This is a genomic window from Floridaenema evergladense BLCC-F167 (assembly GCF_041929205.2).
GTDB lineage: Bacteria > Cyanobacteriota > Cyanobacteriia > Cyanobacteriales > Aerosakkonemataceae > Floridanema > Floridanema evergladense.
This window is the reverse complement of record NZ_CM171625.1, coordinates 3540666-3561585: the sequence shown is the minus strand read 5'-3', so window position 1 is coordinate 3561585 and position 20920 is coordinate 3540666. Positions and strand designations below refer to the sequence as shown.

The following is a 20920-nucleotide window of genomic DNA, read 5'->3' as shown; positions in this document are numbered from 1 at the left end:
AATATTAAGTTGATTATATTCAACCCAAAAAAAGAGGAGATTGTCCAATGGATAGAGTAGAAGAATATCGGAATATTATTGAACGTATTTTAGACGCACATCATCGCATTTCTTACAGTCATGGAGAACTTGAAAGTAAATTAATTATCGATCGCGATCGCAATAATTTTCTCATCATGGTAGCAGGTTGGGACGGCAAACGTAGAGTTCATGGTTGTGTTGTTCACGTCGAAATCATTAATGATAAAATTTGGATTCAAAGAGACGGAATTGAAGATGGAATTACAAATGAACTTGTTGCCGCAGGCATTCCAAAAGATAAAATTGTTTTGGCTTTTCATGCACCTAATGTGCGACAGTATACAGGATATGCTATAGCTTAATCTCTATTCAATAGACATTTCCAGAAGTTAAAGGTGCATTACCTGAAAACCTTGTAGAGACGTTATATATAACGTCTCTACAAGGTTTTTTGGAAATTCGACTAAAGGCTAACAACTAACAATTAAAAACTAATTTTGTCAAGCCCGAAGGTATGCTTCAACTTCCCGACTGTTGCGAATTAGTACAGTCTCGACATTAGCATCAGGGCGAGGAATTACGTGATAGGAAAGTAATAACTGTTCTTCAGTGTTGACTGAGGCTACTGCCCTTACTCCTGCTTCTACAGATGTTGTTACCTCGGCTACATCTCCTCGGACAATGAGAGTGTAACGGGCGCTACTAACTTTCTCCATACCGACAAGTGTCACACGGGCGGCTTTCACCATCGCATCTGCCACTGCTAAAGCTGGAGGAAGACCCTTGACTTCAACCATACCGACCGCTGCTGGCATCGTAAGACTCCCAAAATAATTAATGGCATACTCGACACTAATTGTACTTTGAATGACCGATTAAATCAGCAAGTAAATTTCTCATAGTAATAAGAAGATTTTGTAAACTGTTACCATTGCTTAAGAAAAATATACTGAATTGAGTGATAAGTTAACGATGTCTAATCTTTATGAAGTAGATTTTTATGCTTGGACACAAGAACAAGCTGAGTTACTGCGCCACCAAGAGTGGCAAAAGTTAGATTTAGCAAATTTAATTGAGGAAGTTGAATCTTTGGGAAAACAACAACGTCAAGAACTACGAAATCGTTTGAGTATTTTGATTGGTCATTTATTAAAGTGGGAATATCAAAGGGAACGGCGTAGTCGGAGTTGGTTGGCAACAATTCGAGTTCAAAGGCGTGATATTTTAAGGTTAATGCGAGATAATCCTAGTTTGAAACCTTACTTGCTAGAAATTTTACCGGAAGCTTATGAAAATGGCAAAGATTTAGCGGTGATGGAAACTAATTTGCCTTACAAAACTTTTCCTTCTGTTTGCGGTTATGTGTGGGAGGATATTTTGAACGATCGCTTTTATCCCGGCGAACCAAGTATTGAGTTAGAGGAAGAGTTTTAGATAGCTTCTGGTAAAAATTCCCAGTCAAGTATTTCATCAATTGAATAAGGACAATCAGCAGGAAAAGTGTTTATTGGTAGTTTAGTTTCATTACTTGCTGCTTTTTTGCCTCGATGGTAAGACTCAGGTAAAACTTCGGTTAAATATGGTTGAAGGCTGGGACTATCTGTTAACAAGTCTAGGATGCGATTTCGTTGTTCGTAAATTGTATTTTGCCAAGAGCTACTTTGTAAATTAGATTGATATTGCCATTTGAGTAAGTGTTGTAATAATACCTCTAAACGGCTTTTTAATTCGCGGCGATCGGACTTTCCCAAGCTTTCAATTTCCTCCACTACTGCTTCCCAATCTACCTGAGAAAATTCTCTAGCATTAATTAACTTTGCTGTCTGTTCAGTCCAGGCGACAAAATCGGTTTTATATAAACTGGTTGTGGTTTTTGGGATGGGATTCATTGGCTAATTTTCTGGGAGAAACTCAGGGTCTAAAATTTCATCAATTAAAAATGGACAATCATTTGGAAAAGTTTCGCAAGATAATTCTGTTTCTGTTGCGGCTAAATCTTTGGCATCTGTATAACACTCATTTAAAATAGTAATTAAATGATTTTTTAAACTGGGACTGTCGGATAAAATTTTGAGGCAACGACGACGATGTTCTTTGATTGAACCTCGCCAACTTCCCGATCGCTTTTCTGGTTGATATTTCCATTTCAAAAGATGAGCTAGTAAAATCCGTAAGTTGCTTTCTAAGGAACGTCGGTCGCTTTTTCCCATTCCTTCTAATTCGGAAATCAAATGGTCAATATCTAACTTTTCTAAAGCTTTAAACTTTAAGTGTTGAATTTGTTCTGCTACCCAGGCATCATAGTCAGAATTATAGAGGTTATTGACCATTTGAAATTCTCCAAAAATTTCATTTTTTGTTAGATTTTCTGGTGAATTTAAACTTTGTAATAAGAGCGATACCATTTCACAAATTTATCAATTCCTATTTCGATCGGTGTGCTGGGTTTAAAGCCTACATCTCTAGCTAAATCATCTACGTCTGCGTAGGTTGCTAACACATCTCCTGGTTGCAAAGGTAACATATTTTTTTCGGCTTTAATCCCTAAACAATCTTCTAAAACTTCAATAAACCGAATTAATTCTACAGGTTGATTGTTGCCTATATTATAAATTTTATAAGGTGCTTTACTTGCACTAGGATCTGGGTTTTCTCCTGACCATTCGGGGTTGGGTTCTGGGATTTTATCTAAAGTGCGAATTACTCCTTCTGCAATATCATCAACATAAGTAAAATCTCGCCGCATTTTTCCATAGTTAAATACATCAATTGGCTTGCCTGATAAAATCGCTTTGGTGAATGTAAATAATGCCATATCTGGACGACCCCAAGGGCCATAAACGGTAAAAAATCTTAGTCCAGTTGTGGGTAAATTAAACAAATGACTGTAAGTGTGAGCCATTAATTCATTAGCTTTTTTTGTAGCAGCATAAAGGCTCACTGGATGGTCTACATTATCGTGAGCGGAGAATGGCATTTTTGTATTTGCACCATAAACAGAACTGCTGGAAGCAAATAGTAAATGTTGGATATTTTGATGGCGACAACCTTCTAATATGTTGATAAAACCAACTAAGTTACTGTTAACATAAACATGGGGATTTTTTAAGGAGTAGCGAACTCCTGCTTGAGCAGCTAAATGCGCTACTTTATCAAATTGATGTTCGACAAAAAGGTTTTCCATACCTTCGCGATCGGCTAAATCTAACTTATAAAATGTAAAGTTAGGTCTGCCTTCTAATTGTGCTAATCTGGCATATTTAAGATTTACATCATAGTAATCATTGATGTTATCTAATCCGATGATTTCATCTCCTCTATCTAACAATTTTTGGGCAACAAAAAAACCCACAAATCCTGCTACTCCAGTAACTAAAATTTTCGCCATATATTCTCCTTATTTTCTGCCAGCACTAGCTTGATTAACGGCTTTCATTGATAAGCTAATTCGCTTCAATTTTTCATTTACTTCCATAACTTGCACTTTCACAACTTGTCCGACTTTGACTATTTCTTTAGGATCTTTGACAAAGCGATCGGCAAGTTGAGAAATATGCACTAAACCGTCTTGATGCACGCCAATATCTACAAATGCGCCAAAGTTAGCAACATTGGTGATAATTCCTTCTAATTCCATTCCAACTTTTAAGTCGGAAATTTCTTTGATTCCTTCTTTAAAGGTAGCATATTTGAATTCCGCACGGGGATCTCTTCCAGGTTTTTCTAACTCGGAAAAAATGTCGCGTAATGTGGGTAATCCAACTGTTTCAGTGACATATTTTTTTAGGTCAGTTGTTTTAAGTTTTTCGGCTATTTGGGTGATATTATTGAGAGGTACGTTGAGGTCTTTAGCGATCGCCTCTACGACTCCATAACTCTCAGGATGTACAGCAGTATTATCTAAAGGATTTTCGCTCCCACGTATTCTTAAAAAACCTGCTGCTTGTTCAAAAGCTTTTGGCCCTAATTTGGGTACTTTTAACAATTGGCGACGATTTTTGAATGCGCCATTTTCGTTCCGGTAACTAACAACATTCTTGGCGACTGTTGGTGTCATTCCAGAAACAAAAGTCAGCAATTCTTTAGATGCGGTATTCAAGTCTACACCAACATAGTTAACGCAACTTTCTACAGTTTCATCTAATTTTTTCTTGAGCAATTTTTGGTCTACATCGTGTTGATATTGTCCGACACCGATCGATTTGGGGTCGATTTTTACTAGTTCTGCTAAAGGGTCTTGTAAACGCCTTCCAATACTAATTGCTCCTCTTACGGTAACATCAAGATCGGGAAATTCTGAGATTGCGACATCGGAAGCAGAATAAATTGATGCGCCTGATTCGTTTACTATAACTTTGATTGGTTGGCGATCGCTATCTTTTAAAACTTCTGCAACAAATTCATCTGTTTCACGGGAAGCTGTACCGTTTCCGATCGCAATTAATTCAATGTTGTACTTTTGAATTAAACTTTTCAAAGTGTTAGCTGCTTGGGTGCGTTGTGCTGCACTTTGATGAGGAAAAATTGCTTGATATTCCAAAAATTTGCCTGTCTCAGAGAGGACTGCAACTTTACAACCTGTGCGAAATCCCGGATCGATCGCTAAAGTTGGTTTCATTCCCGCAGGAGAAGATAACAACAATTCCCGCAAATTACTTTCAAAAGTTTTAATTGATTCTAAATCAGCAAAACCTTTCTTCTCGGTACGAACTTCGGTAATTAAAGAAGTTTTCATTAACCGATTGAACGCATCTTTGAGCATTTCTTGGTAAAATTGTTTTACCTGGAGAATCTTAGTTTTAATGTTTTGATATTCCAGGTAAGACAGAACAACAGACTCGTCAAAAGCTAAGTTTAAATCTAAAATTCCTTCACTTTCACCCCGCAACAATGCCAACATATTGTGAGGCGCAATATTTCTTACCGGAATTTGGTAATTGCGATACATTTCAAATTTGGTGCTTCCTTCGGGATGTTCATCTTTAATTCGCGAAACAAAGACACCTTCTTCTAAAAAGTATTCGCGCAAGTAAGCACGCAATTCTGCTTTTTCTGCCACTTCTTCGGCTAAAATATCAGAAGCACCTTTGAGCGCATCTTCAGCAGTTTTTACTCCCTTTTCTTCGGAAATATATTTTGCTGCTTCTGTTTCTAAAGATGTAGGTTTGGCGTTGCGATCGTTCAAAGATTTAATAAATTCTGCTAAAGGTTCTAAACCTTTTTCTCTAGCAATTGTGGCGCGAGTTCGACGCTTAGGTTTATAAGGTAAATAAAGGTCTTCTAATTCATTTTTTTGTAAACAAGATTCGATTTTAGCTTTTAATTCATCAGTTAGTTTGCCTTGAGAAGCGATCGCATCTAAAATTGTCGTTTTTCTTGCTTCTAATTCTGTGAGGTAGGTAAAGCGATCGGAAATATTGCGAAGTTGAATCTCATCAAGTGTGCCAGTACGTTCTTTACGATAGCGTGCAATGAAGGGAATTGTCGCACCTTCGGCGAGGAGATCCAGTGCATTTTGCACTTGCGAAGGTGCGAGAGAAAGTTCTTGTGCGAGAAGTTGCGGAATGTTCAACATCGAATCTATTCAACCGTTACCAGTCAGATAACTTTAGTCATCTTCTAGAGTAACAAATGTTTGGCAACTTCTAAATTAATTAAGATTGTTTGCGATTAATCTGATGAGTTGGCAAAAGTCCACTCTAGAGTTTTTATTGGTGCAACTTGCAACGCTTGTGTTAAAGCGTTGTTGTTATCAAATACTACTTGATTTAAGTAAGTTGCTTCCACATTAACTGTAAACTTTTCCTCTTCAAAAGGCCAAGGTTTTACATACACAGTTTGATCTTGTTTTTGAATTACATCATAACGTTGACCTTCGGCATCTTTGCCAATTTCTAAAATCCGTTCACCTGCTGGTAATTGATGATTACAAAGGATGAGGGAAAGGCGATCGCACAACTGGAAAAAAGCATAAGTTTGTGTTGCTTCTTCTTTGCTAATTCCTAACTCTTCCTGCCATTGCTTTTGATTTTGTAATTGTTCATCTAAAAAACTATCTAACTCTGATAATTGTCCCCGATTTCCTTCAGTTAAAAAGCTGACGTGCATCGAAATTAACATTGCTACCCAACGTCCGCGATAGCGAGCATTGTTAGTTAATTCTCGCAGTTTTTCTATGTCTACTTTTGTAGGCACTCCTTTAATCAGCGTAAAGTCTAAAGGTGTGCCAACTTCTGTTAAGTGATTGCCTTCCCATTCCTTTTCTAAATCATCGTGATGAGAAATCGCTGCTACTGTTTCTACAATGCGTCTGGGACGATCGCTTTTGCGCCAATTTCCCGCAATTTGCGCCGCCAATAAAGCATGAGCACGATGATAAATTATTTCCCAACCTTTCTCATATTGGTTAGCAATCATAGATTTTCTTAACTCCTTAGTTTATTTAGCAAAATTGCCACTGTAAAATTGTAATTGTTGTATTTTTAGGACAACCTCTGTAGAAAGAATGATTTTTTGTTTACTAAACAACCAGGAAATTTCATATTATATAAAACTCATAACTGAGATCGCATTTTTAGTCAACCTATCCCAGGAAATAGCTATGAATCTTATCTTATTCGTTTTCGTACAACTGCTTATGCTTTTGTAAAAGTTGTAAATATTTTTCATTGGTTTTTGCCAATATCCATTTTTCTTTAAATATTGCCGCAGATTCAGCTTTTATGGGATCGACTTCATTGGGGAGGATATTTTTTCTCGCTGCTAACTGAGCTTCTTTAGTGCTTTCTTTTTGCGGATTTTTCTGATATTTCCTACCACTTTTATGATTAGCATATCGGCGCGATCGCGTGTAACCCATTTGCAGAAACTTTCGCGCCATATCTGCGCCAACAAAATCATTTTGTCCCAAAAATTCAAGAAACATTTGGTAGATTTTTTCGCTAGATTCTTTAGCAATTTCGGGAGTTTTAAAGCGCCAATAGGGAAGAATTTCAGATTTATAAGGTTCGACTAAAAGTACTCCTTGTTCGCCTTTGCCAACTCGGTAAAGTTCGGGTGAGGAGCGAAAATCGAGGTTTTTAAAATCCAAATTGTAATCAAAAGCCATTATTTTCACCTCTTTCAAAAGTTGAATTTTTCTTTATTTGAGGAGTGCGATCGCTATCATTCCCGTAGATCGCAAATCAATGATAACTAAATTTGTTAAAAATCGCCAAAAGTGCCATAATTAAATATGTTTAAAAATTGCCGATCGTCAGGTAATAAGCAAAGATGACTATTCAACCGATAATCTCCGAACATATTGAAATAACTCCTGGTGTTTGTGGCGGTAAACCACGTATTGCCGGACATCGAATTAAAGTGCAGGATATTGTTATTTGGCACGAAAGAATGGGAATGTCTCCCGACGAAATTGTGTATCATTATCCAAGTATTACTTTAGCTGATGTATATGCTGCTTTGGCTTATTATCACGATCATTTACAAGAAATTAGACAACAAATTGAAGAAGGTGAAGCCTTTGCTAGAGAGATGGAGGCTAAAACTCCGTCTTTACTTCGACAAAAATTAAGGGATCGAAATGACACAAACGATTCGATTTCACTTGGATGAAAATGTTAATGGTGCGATTGCAGATGGTTTACGAAGGCGTGAAATTGATGTAACAACTTCGCCAGAAGTAGGACTGATTGGTGCTTCTGATGAGGTACAACTAGCATTTGCCTTGTCCCAAAGTCGGGTAATTTTTACTCAGGACGATGATTTTCTGCGGCTTCATCAAGCTGGAATTGAACATTCTGGCATTACATATTGCAAGCAGAATAGTCGATCGATTGGCGATATTTTGCGGTTTTTAATTTTAATTTGGGAGTGTCTTGAACCGGAGGAAATGAGCGATCGCGTGGAATTTATTTAGGAAATGCGATCGCACTTAGATTAATTCCTAGAAGGCGATCGCTTATGTCATATATTTTTTTAGACAAAAGAAGAAATTTGGGTTGAATTGGTAAAGAGTTGACGACATTTTTCACTGAAGTAGAAAACTTCGTAATTAGGCGCAAGTTCTTGAGAAAGTTGCTGCCAAAGAATGATTCCCTGGCGTTCAAAGTTTTCAGCATCCTGTTCACTTAAAAAACCGGAGTCAGGCGGGTAATCATGGTTTAAAGTAGCATCATATACACTTGACCAAACTTCTAATTGTTTAATGGTTTCCTGACTCAAAGGCAAGTCTGATGGAGCGATCGCTCCCACTTTCTCCGAATCAACCCACCACAATGGATAGCATCCATAGTCTGCCATTAACTTAATTGTTTTTTTCATAGTTAGAATCTATCGAATTAAGTAAAAGATGTCGGATTAGCTCCCACAATAAAACCATTTTTGCTTATTGTATAACTACCCAGCTAAGGGAAAAGCAGCAGCAAGCGTCCAACCAAAAAATAAAGTACTTCCTAAAGCATAAGTCCAAGTATCATTAACTTGAGCCGCAGCAAAAGCAAGCACTCCGAAAACTAGGGGAAATATTGGTAATAACAAATAGATAAAACTGAGTGATGGGACTAGGGAAACTGCGACAATTAAACCTGTAACTAAGAGAATACTTTGGCAAAACCACCAAGCTAATCGTTTGCTTATTCCTGCATTTTGTTGCACGATTTCTGATGCTAAAAACCAAGGTAAACAAGCTAAAGAAAGTATAGGAAAAACTAACAAACGTGAGGGAATTAACCACCATTGTAACCAGACTACTTGTGCCATTGCACCAAAAGCCAGCCAAAGTAATGCAAATAGTCCGAAACCAAAGTATAAGTTTTGAATTTTAGGACGGGGGAAATTCCAAATAGTAATTAGCCAAGTTGTACCTGCCAAAAAGAACCAAATACCCAAAGCGCCGCCTACTAATAAACCGCCTAAACTTTGGAGTTCGATCGCACCCTCCAACCCAGAAAGCAAACCACTAGCCACAAAAGGCGCTACCAACAAACCTGCAAAACTTCTCAACCAAGAAACTCTCTGATTATTAGAATCAAAATTCAATTTCGGAGCAATTGCAGCTAATAAAATCAACCATCCTAATAAGTGTAAACCGTAAAAAATCATTCTGCGATCGAGATATTTACTATTACTTTGCAACCCAAAAGTTGCATTTAACCATTTAATTGCCGCTTGGTGACTCTCATCCCGAAACAAAATTGTAATATGTTCCGCATTAGGAACAATAATTAATTCTCGTCCCTTTCCTGTCGCCAAATTTTGATTTTCTCCCCCCGCTGCTTGCAATAATTTTTCTGCATTCGCCACAAAACCCGGTTCCCAACTACCCGCTTGAAGCTGAAGATTGTGCGGTGTCGCAGATGTCACGCCTTTACCCGTAGGCGAAACCGCAACCGTCGCCGCAAAACTTTGAGAATCTTTAATTGCGGCAGAAATTACTGCGCCGCTACCCATAGAATGACCCAAGGAAGCTAAACGCGACGCATCTATTTGCGGTTGTTCCAACAAAGTAGCAGTTGCAACATCAATATATTCTTGAAGCGAATCAAATTTTAGCGGTGTTGAATTAGCACCATGACCGCCAAAATCCCACAATAATACACCATATCCAGCGTGCGCTAATGTGTGCGCGTAACCCAACATTAACTGTTTTGAACCTGCGAAACCATGCGCCACCAAAACACCGGGAATTTTGTCTTGGTTTTTTGGCGCAACGTATAGCATGGGTACGTTATCGCGGGAAAAAGAACGTACTACCAGTCCATTTTGTGCAGTTGCTACACCCCACCAAGAAAAGGCGATCGATAATATAGCAATTGTTAGTAAAAATATACGTTTGCGAGTCATCTAAATTCCCCAAGTAGAGTTATTCTTATTCAAAATGAGCGATGATCGAGGGAGAGCAATGACTAGTTTTAGTCTCAGCGATGAACTACTTTTTCGCTTGGAAGAACCGGGTGCGATCGAATCTTGCTGTCTGCAAAGTGCGATCGGTAAAAAATTACCCAATGCTCTTTACGTACACATTTCGGCTATTGAAAAACTCGACCCTTTATTGCGTCTTCATTATGACCGTTTCCTCTCAATTGTAGACAGGCAAATTGACCAAGCGAACATAGTTAAATTTCACACCAACGAATCAAAAATATCTTTTCTATTTTATCCCGAATTCGACACAGATCCCCATCCCGCTTTACACGCTAGTATCCAAGTTGACTTAAACGATCGTAGTATTAACTATCGAAATTATTCTACTGCTGATAATCCGCCAATTCTCCATCGCAAAGAAACTTTTGTTACAGAAGAATATCCTAATTACGCAGAATTTGCCGAATTGACTCACCAAGAAGAAATATTAGGACTTCTTGACAAAACCAACTTTATTGGCACGCTCAAAGCTTGGCAACAATGCTTAGACGAAAAAGGTATAGAAATCCGCAATCATCGCATTTTTATCATTACAGAAAATGGCGAAGAAATAGACTTTAAAGAAAACAATTACCAACTACAAACTACCAACTACCAATTACTATTCCCCCAAATTCAACGTCACCGAGCCGCAATGGTGCGCCGAGATATTTCTCGTCCAGTGCGTTTAGCTTTAGAAGCAAATATTTTTCATCAAGATAGCACTTTTTTTGATTATGGTTGCGGTTATGGCGGAGATGTAAAACGCATTGCTGAACAAGGTTTTGTCAGCTATGGATGGGACCCATATTACTTTCCTTATAACCATATTATTGCTGCCGATATTGTCAATATTGGTTACGTAATTAATGTAATTGAATGTCAGAAAGAAAGGCGAGAAGCTTTATTAAAAGCTTGGGAATTAACCAAACAAATTTTAATTGTTTCCGCACAGGTTTTAATTGATGATGAAAGGCGGGGTCAAGTAGCATATAACGATGGATTTGTTACTCGGAGAAATACCTTTCAAAAGTATTACCAACAAGAAGAGTTAAAAGTTTATATTGACCAAGTTTTAGAAGTAGATTCGATTCCCATTGCTTTAGGAATTTATTTTGTTTTCCGCGATCCTACGCAAGCGGAAGCTTTTCGTGCTTCTCGTTGTCGATCGCGCCTCTCCACCCCCAGAGTTAAATACATCGATAAACGCTTTGAAGACTATCAAGAATTACTCCAACCTTTAATGACATTTTTCACCGAAAGAGGTCGTCTTCCCCTACCAGGAGAATTACCCCAAGAAGCGGAAATCAAAGCCGAATTTGGCAGAATTAATCGTGCTTTTCAAGTAATTTTACAAGCGACAGACCAACAGGAGTGGGAAATGATTACCGAAAAACGTTACTCAGATTTACTCCTTTATCTTGCCTTACAAAATTTTAATGAATCTCCGAAATTAAAAGATATTCCTTCAGTTATTCAAAGGGATATCAAAGCACTTTTTGGTAGTTATAGAAACGCCAAAAAATCCGCCGAAGGAATGTTGTTTAGTTTGGGAAATTTAAGCATTATAAATAAATGTTGTGAAGCTAGTAAAATTGGTAGCAAACGTGCTAATGCTCTTTACGTTCATGTTTCCGCTTTGCCAGAACTTGACTATCGTTTGAGAATTTACGAAGGTTGCGCTAGTAGAACTATTGGTCGAATGGATGGCGCAACTTTAATCAAATTCCATACCAAACAACCGAAGATTTCCTATCTATTTTATCCCTATTTTGATACCGATCCTCATCCAGCTTTACACAGGAGTATGCACATTGATTTAAGAGATTTGCACGTCAGTTATCGAGATTATGCTGATTCAATCGATCCCCCACTTTGGCATCGGAAAGAAACAGTTTTAACACCTGATTATCCAGATTATGAAAAGTTCGCCAAACTCAGCCAACAAGAAGAAAACTGGGGATTATTTGATGATTTAAATAGTATTAGAACGCTGAAAGGTTGGCAACGTTGTTTGGATGAACATTGTGCAGAAATCCGCAATTATCGATTGTATTGGCAGAAAAATGCTGACCCTTATCGGTTGAAGTTGGCGCAAGCAGCTAAAGAGTCACGTAATCGAAAAAGCAGGGGAAAGGATGAACTATAAAATCAAATTTGGTTAAAATTTTCCCTATTCAGATCTTGCACTCCTGAGCAGAGCCTCCATTTTTCGTTCCCAGGTTCAACCTGGGAACGAGGATCTGGGAGGTTCTACCTCCTTTGAGTGCAAGATCTGAGCCTACACACCAGTCTGTTGTGCTAACAGCTAATGCAAGAAGGCAGAAGAAATATTGCTTGTACAGTCCTTAGATTTAAACATGATTTTATTACTCTTCTGGATTTCATGGGGACTGGTAACTATTGAATTATACCTCAAAATACTTGACGAAGTAACAGATATAGTTACATAAGTAGTTAAAATATATTTAATTCTTAGTTTGTTTAATTAACTCTAACCAATGTTCAATTCCCTTTCTTGTCGGTTGTCCTGATGCAGTAAAAGTCCAAATTTCTTTTTTATTTTGCGGGCCATAACTAATGTGAATTGGTCGATCGACACCGTAAAAATAAAGTGAATCAAATGGCAATTTTTGTGCTAAAATCCAGTCGATAACGCGATCGCTCCCCACCCCCAAAATCAAAAAATCACAAGCAGCACCCAACCTTTGACAGTAATACTTGCCATTTTTATTAATTTCATGAGCTAAATGCTGGTCAATTTCTGGCGCAACTCTACCATTTTTTAATCCGGTTTCTGGGTCTTTCTTGGCTAAATATTTCTTCAAATCTTTAGAGCAAAAGCCGTAAGTTAGCCGAAATTTATCAATTCCAAAATAGTTAATTATTGGCTCTAAAATAAACTGTGTTAAAGCTTCTATTGCTGGTAATGTTTCTGCTAAGTTTTCGGGAAAAGGATTGATTTTATCGGTGTACTTCTGATAAGTTTGAGTACAAGTACAAAACTCTTCGAGAGTGAGGTATTTTCCTAGTTTAAGTTCTTTCATATCTTTAGAAATTAACATGAGCAATTATAAAAGACGACGGTTATTTTTTTTAACGGCAGTTTGCGCGATCGCTCTCATTATCACAAACTGTAAAAGTACGCCGAATAGCGATCGAACTATCCCCACCACTTCCACAGGAAATCAACAAGTATTAGTTTACGGTTCCGGGGGTTCTCCAGTAAACCTAGAACCGGGAAATGTTACTGATGGTAACTCGTTAATTGTACAACAACAAATTTACGATCGCCTATTAAAATTTAAACCAAGTACGGCTGATTTGCAACCGAGTTTAGCTACCTCTTGGTCAGTTTCCGCTGATGGGAAAACCTGGACTTTTAAACTGCGTCCAGGTGTAAAATTTCACGATGGCACAAATTTTGATGCGGAAGCTGTGAAATTTAATGTGGAACGATGGTGGGATGCGAAAAACCCGAATAGTTATCGCAATGCTGGCAAAAGTTATGAAATTTGGCAGCAAATATTTGGCGGATTTAAAGGCGATCCAAACTCATTATTACAAGATTTCAAAGTAGTAGATAAATCAACAATTCAATTTGTTTTAAAACAACCTTTTGCAGCTTTTCCTGCGGCGATCGGATCGGGATTTTTTGGCATAGCTAGTCCGACAGCAATTAAAAAAGCTGGCGCTAATTATGGTACTCCCAATTCTTTAGCAGTGGGAACAGGGCCATTTATATTTAAAGAATGGCGAACTGGCGATCGCGTCACCTTGGCAAACAACCCTAATTACTGGCAAAAAGGTTTTCCCAAAACTAATCAATTAGTAATTCGTTTTATCACCGATCCCGCAGCCAGATTAGCCCAACTTCGCGCCGGACAAATTGATTTTACCGTCGATCTTGCGCCAGATCAAATTAAAGAAATTCAAAGCGATCGCAATTTAGATGCTGTTCCCCGTCCCTCATTTAATGTAGGCTATCTTGCACTAAATACCAGTTACAAACCTTTGTCAGATGTGAGGGTGAGACAGGCGATCGACCTTGCCATTGACAAACAACAAATTGTTCAAGCATTTTGGGGAGACTTAGGTGAAAATTCCCCTCATTTTATCCCCTCCATATTAAGTTGGGCGCAATCAAAAAACCTGACCAAAACCCAACCTAATCCCCAAAAAGCCAAACAATTACTAACACAAGCGGGCTATCCAAACGGATTTGATTTAGAACTTTGGTATATGCCCGTTTCTCGTCCTTATTTTCCCACACCTAAACCAATTGCTGAAGCTTTTGCTGCTGATTTGAGTGCGATCGGAATTCGAGTTAAACTTAACACCAAAGATTGGGCAGCTTATATTGCCGATCGCAAAAAATCCCCTGGATTTCAAGCATTTATGTTAGGTTGGACTGCTGATTATGGCGATCCTGATAGTTTTTATTATCCGCATTTTGGCCCTGGTGGAACTGTAGATATTGGAGGTTGGAAAAACGACAAAGTTATCCAACTTTTAAACCAAGGAAGGGCGACTGGAGATAAAGCAGCAAGGGCGAAAATTTATGCCCAAATTGATGAAATTTTATCTCAAGAAGTTGTGCGTTTACCAATAGTACATTCTCAACCACTTTTAGCTAAAAGAAAAAACGTTCAAGGTTGGATTCCCAGTCCTTTAGGTACTGAAGATTTTGCTGGAATTCAAAAACAATAATTAATCAGGTACGTTGTTGCGCTTTAGCGCTAAAATGTAGCGCTGAAGCGCAACAACGTACCAAATCATGTTTAAATACATTTTAAAACGCTTACTAAGTCTCCTCCCAGTCCTCATCGGAATCACCCTTTTAGTATTCACATTGCTGCATTTAATTCCCGGCGATCCAGCAGTGGTATTATTAGGAGAAAGAGCTACACCAGAACAGGTAGAATCCTTAAGACAGCAATTAGGATTAAACCAACCATTACCAATTCAGTATTTTAACTTTTTGTTCAATGTAATTCGCTTCGACTTTGGCAAAAGTATCATCAGCGGAATTCCCATTATTGATGAAATTTCAACTCGTTGGCCTGCGACATTTGAATTATCAGTAGCAGCAATGTTAATTGCTTTAATTTTGGGAATTCCTGCGGGGATTTTTGCCGCAATTCGGAAAAATAGCTGGTTGGATAACCTGCTAATGAGTAGTTCTTTAATAGGTGTTTCTTTGCCAGTTTATTGGTTAGGATTATTGTTAATTTATTTATTTGCCGTCAACTTGCAATTGTTACCTCCTAGCGGCAGAATTAGCGTTGAAGCTGGGTTTAACTTTAAACCAATCACAGGTTTTTTTGTTCTTGATTCTCTCCTCAAATTAGATATTAAAACTTTACAAGATGTCCTATCTCATTTAATTTTACCAGCCATAACATTAGGAACTATTCCTTTAGCAATTCTCGCTAGAATTACTAGAAGTTCGATGTTAGAAGTATTATCTCAAGATTATATTCGCACGGCGAAAGCAAAGGGAGTTCCTGAATATTTGGTTATCTTAAAACACGCTTTAAAAAATGCCTTTTTGCCAATTAGTACCACTGTTGGGCTACAATTTGGGACGTTACTTGGTGGGGCAATTCTAACCGAAACAATTTTCTCATGGCCTGGAATTGGTTCGTGGATTTATGATGGAATTTTAGCGCGAGATTATCCAGTTGTTCAGGGAGGAGTAATTTTTGTATCTGTAACTTTTGTGTTAATTAACTTATTGGTGGATTTATCTTATACTTTTTTAGATCCCCGAATTCAGTATAAGTAAATAAAGTACGTTGTTGCGCTTCAGCGCTAAAATGTAGCGCTGAAGCGCAACAACGTACATATATGTTTATTTGTGGTAAAAAAAATGGGAAAATTTTGGGAACGCTTTCTGCAATCTACTTCGGGTAAAATTGGGTTGATTTTAACCATTTCGATCGTACTATTGTCCGTTTTAGCACCTATACTTCATCCTTACGATCCGGCGACAGATCGCAATTTTACCGCACGTTTAAAACCTCCTAGCGTTGAACATTGGTTTGGTACAGATGGGTTAGGAAGAGATATTTTAGTATTAGTTTGGTATGGAATGCGAACTTCTCTGACTGTCGGGTTAATTTCCGTAGGGATAGGATTAATAATTGGCTTAACTTTAGGATTAATTGCTGGTTATTTTCGAGGGAAAGTTGATACTTTCATTAGTTGGGTAACGGATATACTTTTGGCTTTTCCTTCTATTTTGTTAGCGATCGCGATCGTCACCGTCACAGGCCCAAGTTTACCCAGCGTCATGTTAGCAGTAGGAATCGTCCAAATTCCGATTTATATTCGCTTAACTCGCAGCATGGTCTTATCATTAAGAGAACAAGAATTTATTCAAGCAGTAAAAGCTTTAGGCGCATCTCCCGATCGAATTATTTTCAATCATATTTTACCCAGTACACTTTCACCTTTAATCGTCCAAGCAACACTATCAATTGGTACAGCAACCTTAGAAGCAGCGGGATTAGGATTTTTAGGATTAGGAGCACAACCACCAACACCGGAATTAGGCACAATGTTAGCCGATGCTTTCAAAGGTGGCTATTCTTTAACCTATCCTTGGACAACCATTTTCCCCGGTTTATTTATTACTATCTCTGTCTTAGCATTTAACCTTTTAGGCGACGGTTTAAGAGATAGTTTAGATCCTCGTTCTTAGGGACTGGGGACTGGGGACTGGGGACTGGGGACTGGGGATTAAGTAGTGAAAACTGGTTTTTAGGGATAATTTTATACAATAAATTGGGAATAATTATTAAAGCTAAATTTTTAGCTTCCGATCATAGTCCCCAGTCCCCAATCCCCAATCCCCAGTCCCCAATCCCCAAATATCATGGAAGAAAGAGGCTTTGAATCCCTAGAGTTTTACCAAGATAGTTTAAAGTTAGTCAAAGCTGCTTATAGATTGGCAAATAGTTTACCTGTTTATGAACGCTATAATCTCAGCGATCAATTGCGACGATGTGCTTGTAGTATTGTGTTAAATATTGCCGAGGGATATGCACGTTATCATTATTTAGACCGCTTGCGTTTTCTCTACATAGCTCGCGGTTCATTGGGAGAAACTGTTAGTGCTTTTATTGTTGCTGAAAATGTGGGATATTGCACCAAAGAACAATTAAATTGGGTGATTCAACTTAAAGAGCAAATCGAAAAAAAGCTTAACGGTTACTGTCGCTTTATCCGTTCTCAAAAACAAGGAAGGGACGAATATGGAAATAAGTATATAGATGATTAACTATCTGTCATCATGGATTAGCAAGGAATCGTTAAAAAACATCTTCCCACTCCCCAGTCCCCAGTCCCCAGTCCCTAATTAATCCAAATCAAATTGACCAACTGTAACCGCACAAAAGGCAAAAGCTAACACAATTGGAATTGGGCATTTCATCACAGCACTAGCAATTGTCGCACTAATTGTTACTAGCACAGCAGCGATCGCCCAAACTCTTTCTTGTGGACTCAAACCTTGTTTATCTTTAATTACTCTTAATTCTCCGCTAGGAATTGGTTCTGGCATTACTGCGCCAGGGGGAAAAGCCCAATAGGTATTGTTACCAGCAATTACTAAATCTGTCCAACCGTTGTCTTCACACCATTGGTTAACCCATTCATCAGCAAAATGTTTCATTTCAATTTCTCCCGGCAATAAAGTTAAGCTAAAAGCACAGCACCATTAGCGAACAAAAAATCAGAAATGTTTACTTCCTTAAATAGTGAGAAAACTGTTACAACGCTGTCTACCAGCGGTGTGTTCTGAATAGGTTAGCAAAAGCTAGGCTTATATAAAAGTAAAAGATACCAAATGTAATGAACAGATTACCGAACTTTAAGAAAAATTGAGAACTGCGATGACTCAGGTTAAGAAAAGTTACCGCTGAACAGACTAAAATTAAGACAAAATGAAATACTAATTACTTCTGCTCAGATTGAGGTGCCCCCATGACTGCCACTACTTCCAATGTCACGATCGAAACAACCAAGCCACCAAAGTTAGAAGTAATTGGTATGACCAAGCGGTTTGGTAATATGACGGCATTAGATAATGTTTCAATTACTCTCAAACCGGGAACATTCCATGCTTTACTCGGAGAGAACGGTGCAGGAAAAAGTACTTTGGTTAAGTGTATTATGGGCTTTTACACTGCTGATAGTGGGCAGGTATTAATTAATCAAAAACCCCAGAAAATCACCAGTCCTCGTGATGCCCATAAATATGGTATTGGCATGGTATATCAGCATTTCACCTCCATTCCGGCAATGACGGTAGCAGAAAATTTGGTACTTTCTTCTTTTGAAGGCTCCAATATTATTAATTGGGATGCAGAATACGATCGCCTCCTCTTATTCATGAACTCCGCACCTTTTCATCTTGACCTACATACACCAATTAGCCAATTAGCCGCCGGACAGAAACAGAAATTAGAAATACTTAAACAGCTGTATCTCAAAAGTAAGATTTTAATTTTGGATGAACCTACCTCAGTCTTAACTCCCCAAGAAGCGGATGAAATTTTAGGCTTATTGCGACAAGAAGTAATCGCCGAAAAATTAACTGTGTTGATGATTAGTCATAAATTCCGCGAAGTCACCGCTTTTGCTGATGAAGTAACAGTATTGCGTAAAGGAAAATTTGCAGGTTCCGGCAAAGTAAAAAATCTCTCAGTTTCCGATATGGCTGAGATGATGATGGGAGAAAAACGCGAATCTCAACCACTGGAAAAACAAGCAACTGTCGCCAAAGTTCCGGTATTAGAAGTTAGAAATTTACATACTAATAAAGATAATGGATTAGAAGCTATTTCGGGAGTAAATTTACTTGTTCATGCTGGCGAAATTGTCGGAATTGCAGGGGTTTCCGGGAATGGGCAAAAGGAATTAGTCGAAGTATTAGCAGGGCAACGTCCGGCAACTGAAGGAGAGATTTTAGTAAATGGGGAAAAGTACAAAGCGACTCGCGCCGAAATGTACAAATATCAAATTTACTCTTTGCCGGAAGAACCGTTAAAAAATGCTTGCGTTCCTAACATGAGTGTGGCAGAAAATTTAGCTTTACGCACGTTCGATCGCCCTCCCCAAGCTGTAGGCGGTTGGTTATTAATTAACCAAATTATTCGCCAAGTTGCCCAAGTTTTAATTAAGCAATTTTCCATTAAAACGCCATCAGCAGAAACCCCAATAGTTAACCTTTCCGGTGGCAACGTCCAGCGCACAGTTTTAGCCAGAGAACTATCATCAGAAAAAGTCAAATTATTGATTGCTGCTAATCCCTGTTTTGGCTTAGATTTTGCCGCAGTAAGTTTCATTCACGATCGAATTGTAGAAGCGAGAAATCGTGGCGTAGCTGTGTTATTAGTCAGCGAAGATTTAGACGAAATCTTAAAAATTGCCGATCGCGTCCTCGTGATCAGCGAAGGTAAATTTGGCTACGAAAGTGCGATCGTCGATGCCGATGTTGTAGAGATCGGTAAACGCATGGCAGGGCACTAGGGACTGGGGACTGGGGATTGGGGACTGGGGATTGGGGACTGGGGATTGGGGACTGGGGATTGGGGACTGGGGATTGGGGACTGGGGATTGGGGAGATGGGGGGATAATTTATTTACATCTTCTTATTCTCCCTACTGAGATTATTTTCCCTACTGAGATCTTGCACCTGCGCTTGCGAGCCCGCCCGGAAATCAATTTCCGGGCTAATAGCTCAAGTCCATTAAAATGGACTAAAAACTTTGTATTTAGTCCTCTTTAGAGGACTTTAGCTATAAGAAAAGCGAATTGATTCGCAGGCGGATTTTTGGACTTGTGCAAGATCTCAGCCCACCTCCCCAGTCCCCAGTCCCCAGTCCCCAATCCCCAATCCCTACATTAAGAAATATAAACACTGAGAACTGAAAATTACCTAAAGCTTTTGGGCAAAACTCGATCCCGTAAGTAAAGTGTTAACTAGTGCCTTAGTTGGCTATCGGCTGAGTGAACACTCAGCAGTAACTTAACACTTAGAGTTGGAAGGTACAGATTATGACTGAATCTGTGTTGCAGCAGGATCGAAGTAATTCCGCGATCGTCCCTGTAGACATTATCCGTCGTTTGGTGTGGAAAATTGCGATCGCCACCTTCCTGTTAATGGCAGTAGGAAGTGCGACAAGGGTAATGAACGCCGGATTAGCTTGCCCCGATTGGCCTTTGTGCTATGGTCAATTAGTGCCCAGTCAACAAATGAACCTGCAAGTTTTCTTAGAATGGTTTCATCGATTGGATGCGGCGTTAGTGGGGATTAGTGCGATCGTCCTAGTAGGATTATCTTGGTGGTATCGCCAACAGTTACCAAAATGGTTGCCTTGGGCATCATTATTCGCCCTTTTCTTAATAGTTTTCCAAGGCATTCTCGGCGGTTTAACTGTTACTCAACTATTACGATTCGATATCGTCACCGCACACTTGGGAACGGCTCTATTATTTTTTGTTACCCTGTTAGTAATTGGCACCTCACTATTGCCATACAAAGGCACAAATACCGCAAAAAAATTAGCTTGGATCGGCTTAATTGCTGCCTTTTTGATTTATCTCCAAAGTCTTTTAGGCGCGTTAGTAGGTTCACAATGGGCGCTACACCAATGCTTATCCGATTCTAATTTATGCAGAGTAATGAATAGTCACATTGCTGGGGTTGTTCCCGCAACTTTGGGAGTTTTAGCAGTAGTAATTATGGCGTGGCGAACGGCAGGACTGCACCCAAATTTGCGCTTTTTAGCTAACATTTCCGGCGCTTTGTTAGTCTGCCAAATTGTTTTAGGAGTGGCGACTTTCCGCTTGCGTTTGCAAGTCGAACCATTAACAGTAAGTCACCAAGCGATCGGCGCAGCTTTACTGGCAACTCTGGTAATTTTCACTGTTTTAGCATGGCGCGATCGCCAGTTAGTAGCAAATGGATAATTGGCAATTAGAAGTT

General features: G+C 38.8%; 22 protein-coding genes. 11 read left to right on the top strand and 11 right to left on the bottom strand.

All coding sequences use genetic code 11. From position 1 onward, the window contains the following. Positions 1 to 47: 47 nt before the first annotated feature. Positions 48 to 383 (top strand): XisI protein, encoded by a 336-nt coding sequence (locus tag ACE1CA_RS17335; RefSeq protein WP_413279778.1) that lies wholly within the window; start codon positions 48 to 50, stop codon positions 381 to 383. A 138-nt stretch (positions 384 to 521) separates the two neighbouring features. Here the strand turns inward: ACE1CA_RS17335 and ACE1CA_RS17330 are convergent, their stop codons facing one another. Beyond that, entirely contained in the window at positions 522 to 836 is a 315-nt protein-coding gene (locus ACE1CA_RS17330) for a carbon dioxide-concentrating mechanism protein CcmK (RefSeq protein WP_413279777.1), read from the bottom strand. Positions 837 to 993: 157 nt separating this feature from the next. On the opposite strand from ACE1CA_RS17330, the gene ACE1CA_RS17325 reads away from it, so the two are divergent. Beyond that, entirely contained in the window at positions 994 to 1455 is a 462-nt protein-coding gene (locus tag ACE1CA_RS17325) for a DUF29 domain-containing protein (RefSeq protein ID WP_413279776.1), read from the top strand. Here the strand turns inward: ACE1CA_RS17325 and ACE1CA_RS17320 are convergent. From ACE1CA_RS17320 to ACE1CA_RS17295, 6 genes are all read right to left on the bottom strand, one after another. After that, a complete protein-coding gene (locus tag ACE1CA_RS17320) occupies positions 1452 to 1910 on the bottom strand; it encodes a DUF29 domain-containing protein (protein WP_413279775.1) in 459 nt (152 codons plus the stop codon). The genes ACE1CA_RS17325 and ACE1CA_RS17320 overlap by 4 nt on opposite strands. A gap of 3 nt (positions 1911 to 1913) precedes the next feature. Further along, on the bottom strand, positions 1914 to 2351 hold the full coding sequence (locus ACE1CA_RS17315; protein WP_413279774.1) for a DUF29 domain-containing protein: 438 nt from the start codon (positions 2349 to 2351) through the stop codon (positions 1914 to 1916). Positions 2352 to 2398: 47 nt separating this feature from the next. Beyond that, positions 2399 to 3409, bottom strand: coding sequence for an NAD-dependent epimerase (locus ACE1CA_RS17310; RefSeq protein ID WP_413279773.1), 1011 nt, complete (start codon positions 3407 to 3409; stop codon positions 2399 to 2401). A gap of 9 nt (positions 3410 to 3418) precedes the next feature. After that, a complete protein-coding gene (locus ACE1CA_RS17305) occupies positions 3419 to 5596 on the bottom strand; it encodes a Tex family protein (protein WP_413279772.1) in 2178 nt (725 codons plus the stop codon). 95 nt (positions 5597 to 5691) lie between these two features. Next, positions 5692 to 6438, bottom strand: a complete 747-nt coding sequence (locus ACE1CA_RS17300; RefSeq protein WP_413279771.1) for a DUF3891 family protein — start codon at positions 6436 to 6438, stop codon at positions 5692 to 5694. Positions 6439 to 6634: 196 nt separating this feature from the next. Then, positions 6635 to 7129, bottom strand: coding sequence for a DUF4385 domain-containing protein (locus ACE1CA_RS17295; RefSeq protein ID WP_413279770.1), 495 nt, complete (start codon positions 7127 to 7129; stop codon positions 6635 to 6637). A 164-nt stretch (positions 7130 to 7293) separates the two neighbouring features. Here ACE1CA_RS17295 and ACE1CA_RS17290 point away from each other — a divergent pair, with 164 nt between their 5' ends. Together ACE1CA_RS17290 and ACE1CA_RS17285 are read left to right on the top strand one after the other, a co-directional pair. Continuing rightward, the gene (locus tag ACE1CA_RS17290; protein WP_413279769.1) at positions 7294 to 7635 is read left to right on the top strand and encodes a DUF433 domain-containing protein; all 342 of its coding nucleotides are present in this window, start codon (positions 7294 to 7296) and stop codon (positions 7633 to 7635) included. After that, positions 7604 to 7939: a DUF5615 family PIN-like protein gene (locus tag ACE1CA_RS17285; protein ID WP_413279768.1), complete on the top strand. Its 336-nt coding sequence runs from the start codon at positions 7604 to 7606 to the stop codon at positions 7937 to 7939. The genes ACE1CA_RS17290 and ACE1CA_RS17285 overlap by 32 nt, the downstream gene beginning before the upstream one ends. A 59-nt stretch (positions 7940 to 7998) precedes the next feature. Here the strand turns inward: ACE1CA_RS17285 and ACE1CA_RS17280 are convergent, their stop codons facing one another. Together ACE1CA_RS17280 and ACE1CA_RS17275 are read right to left on the bottom strand one after the other, a co-directional pair. After that, the gene (locus tag ACE1CA_RS17280; RefSeq protein ID WP_413279767.1) at positions 7999 to 8343 is read right to left on the bottom strand and encodes a hypothetical protein; all 345 of its coding nucleotides are present in this window, start codon (positions 8341 to 8343) and stop codon (positions 7999 to 8001) included. Positions 8344 to 8418: 75 nt separating this feature from the next. Beyond that, the gene (locus ACE1CA_RS17275) at positions 8419 to 9864 is read right to left on the bottom strand and encodes an alpha/beta hydrolase (RefSeq protein ID WP_413279766.1); all 1446 of its coding nucleotides are present in this window, start codon (positions 9862 to 9864) and stop codon (positions 8419 to 8421) included. Positions 9865 to 9898: 34 nt separating this feature from the next. Here ACE1CA_RS17275 and ACE1CA_RS17270 point away from each other — a divergent pair, with 34 nt between their 5' ends. Further along, on the top strand, positions 9899 to 12073 hold the full coding sequence (locus tag ACE1CA_RS17270) for a DNA phosphorothioation-associated putative methyltransferase (protein ID WP_486517420.1): 2175 nt from the start codon (positions 9899 to 9901) through the stop codon (positions 12071 to 12073). Between the two features lie 319 nt (positions 12074 to 12392). Here the strand turns inward: ACE1CA_RS17270 and ACE1CA_RS17265 are convergent, their stop codons facing one another. Further along, positions 12393 to 12971 carry a hypothetical protein gene (locus ACE1CA_RS17265; RefSeq protein ID WP_413279799.1) on the bottom strand — a complete coding sequence of 193 codons (579 nt, stop codon included), beginning with the start codon at positions 12969 to 12971 and terminating at the stop codon, positions 12393 to 12395. A gap of 16 nt (positions 12972 to 12987) precedes the next feature. Here ACE1CA_RS17265 and ACE1CA_RS17260 point away from each other — a divergent pair, with 16 nt between their 5' ends. From ACE1CA_RS17260 to ACE1CA_RS17245, 4 genes are all read left to right on the top strand, one after another. Beyond that, complete coding sequence (locus ACE1CA_RS17260) at positions 12988 to 14634, top strand: ABC transporter substrate-binding protein (protein WP_413279764.1); 1647 nt, start codon at positions 12988 to 12990, stop codon at positions 14632 to 14634. 67 nt (positions 14635 to 14701) lie between these two features. After that, a complete protein-coding gene (locus ACE1CA_RS17255; RefSeq protein WP_413279763.1) occupies positions 14702 to 15712 on the top strand; it encodes an ABC transporter permease in 1011 nt (336 codons plus the stop codon). Positions 15713 to 15796: 84 nt separating this feature from the next. After that, on the top strand, positions 15797 to 16630 hold the full coding sequence (locus ACE1CA_RS17250; protein ID WP_413275913.1) for an ABC transporter permease: 834 nt from the start codon (positions 15797 to 15799) through the stop codon (positions 16628 to 16630). Positions 16631 to 16804: 174 nt separating this feature from the next. Then, complete coding sequence (locus tag ACE1CA_RS17245) at positions 16805 to 17209, top strand: four helix bundle protein (RefSeq protein ID WP_413275914.1); 405 nt, start codon at positions 16805 to 16807, stop codon at positions 17207 to 17209. A 78-nt stretch (positions 17210 to 17287) separates the two neighbouring features. Here the strand turns inward: ACE1CA_RS17245 and ACE1CA_RS17240 are convergent, their stop codons facing one another. Further along, positions 17288 to 17602: a slr1957 family protein gene (locus tag ACE1CA_RS17240; protein WP_413275915.1), complete on the bottom strand. Its 315-nt coding sequence runs from the start codon at positions 17600 to 17602 to the stop codon at positions 17288 to 17290. Positions 17603 to 17913: 311 nt separating this feature from the next. Here ACE1CA_RS17240 and ACE1CA_RS17235 point away from each other — a divergent pair, with 311 nt between their 5' ends. Next, entirely contained in the window at positions 17914 to 19461 is a 1548-nt protein-coding gene (locus ACE1CA_RS17235; RefSeq protein ID WP_413275916.1) for an ABC transporter ATP-binding protein, read from the top strand. A 528-nt stretch (positions 19462 to 19989) separates the two neighbouring features. Then, positions 19990 to 20904 (top strand): COX15/CtaA family protein, encoded by a 915-nt coding sequence (locus ACE1CA_RS17230; protein ID WP_413275917.1) that lies wholly within the window; start codon positions 19990 to 19992, stop codon positions 20902 to 20904. The last annotated feature ends 16 nt before the right edge of the window (positions 20905 to 20920 follow it).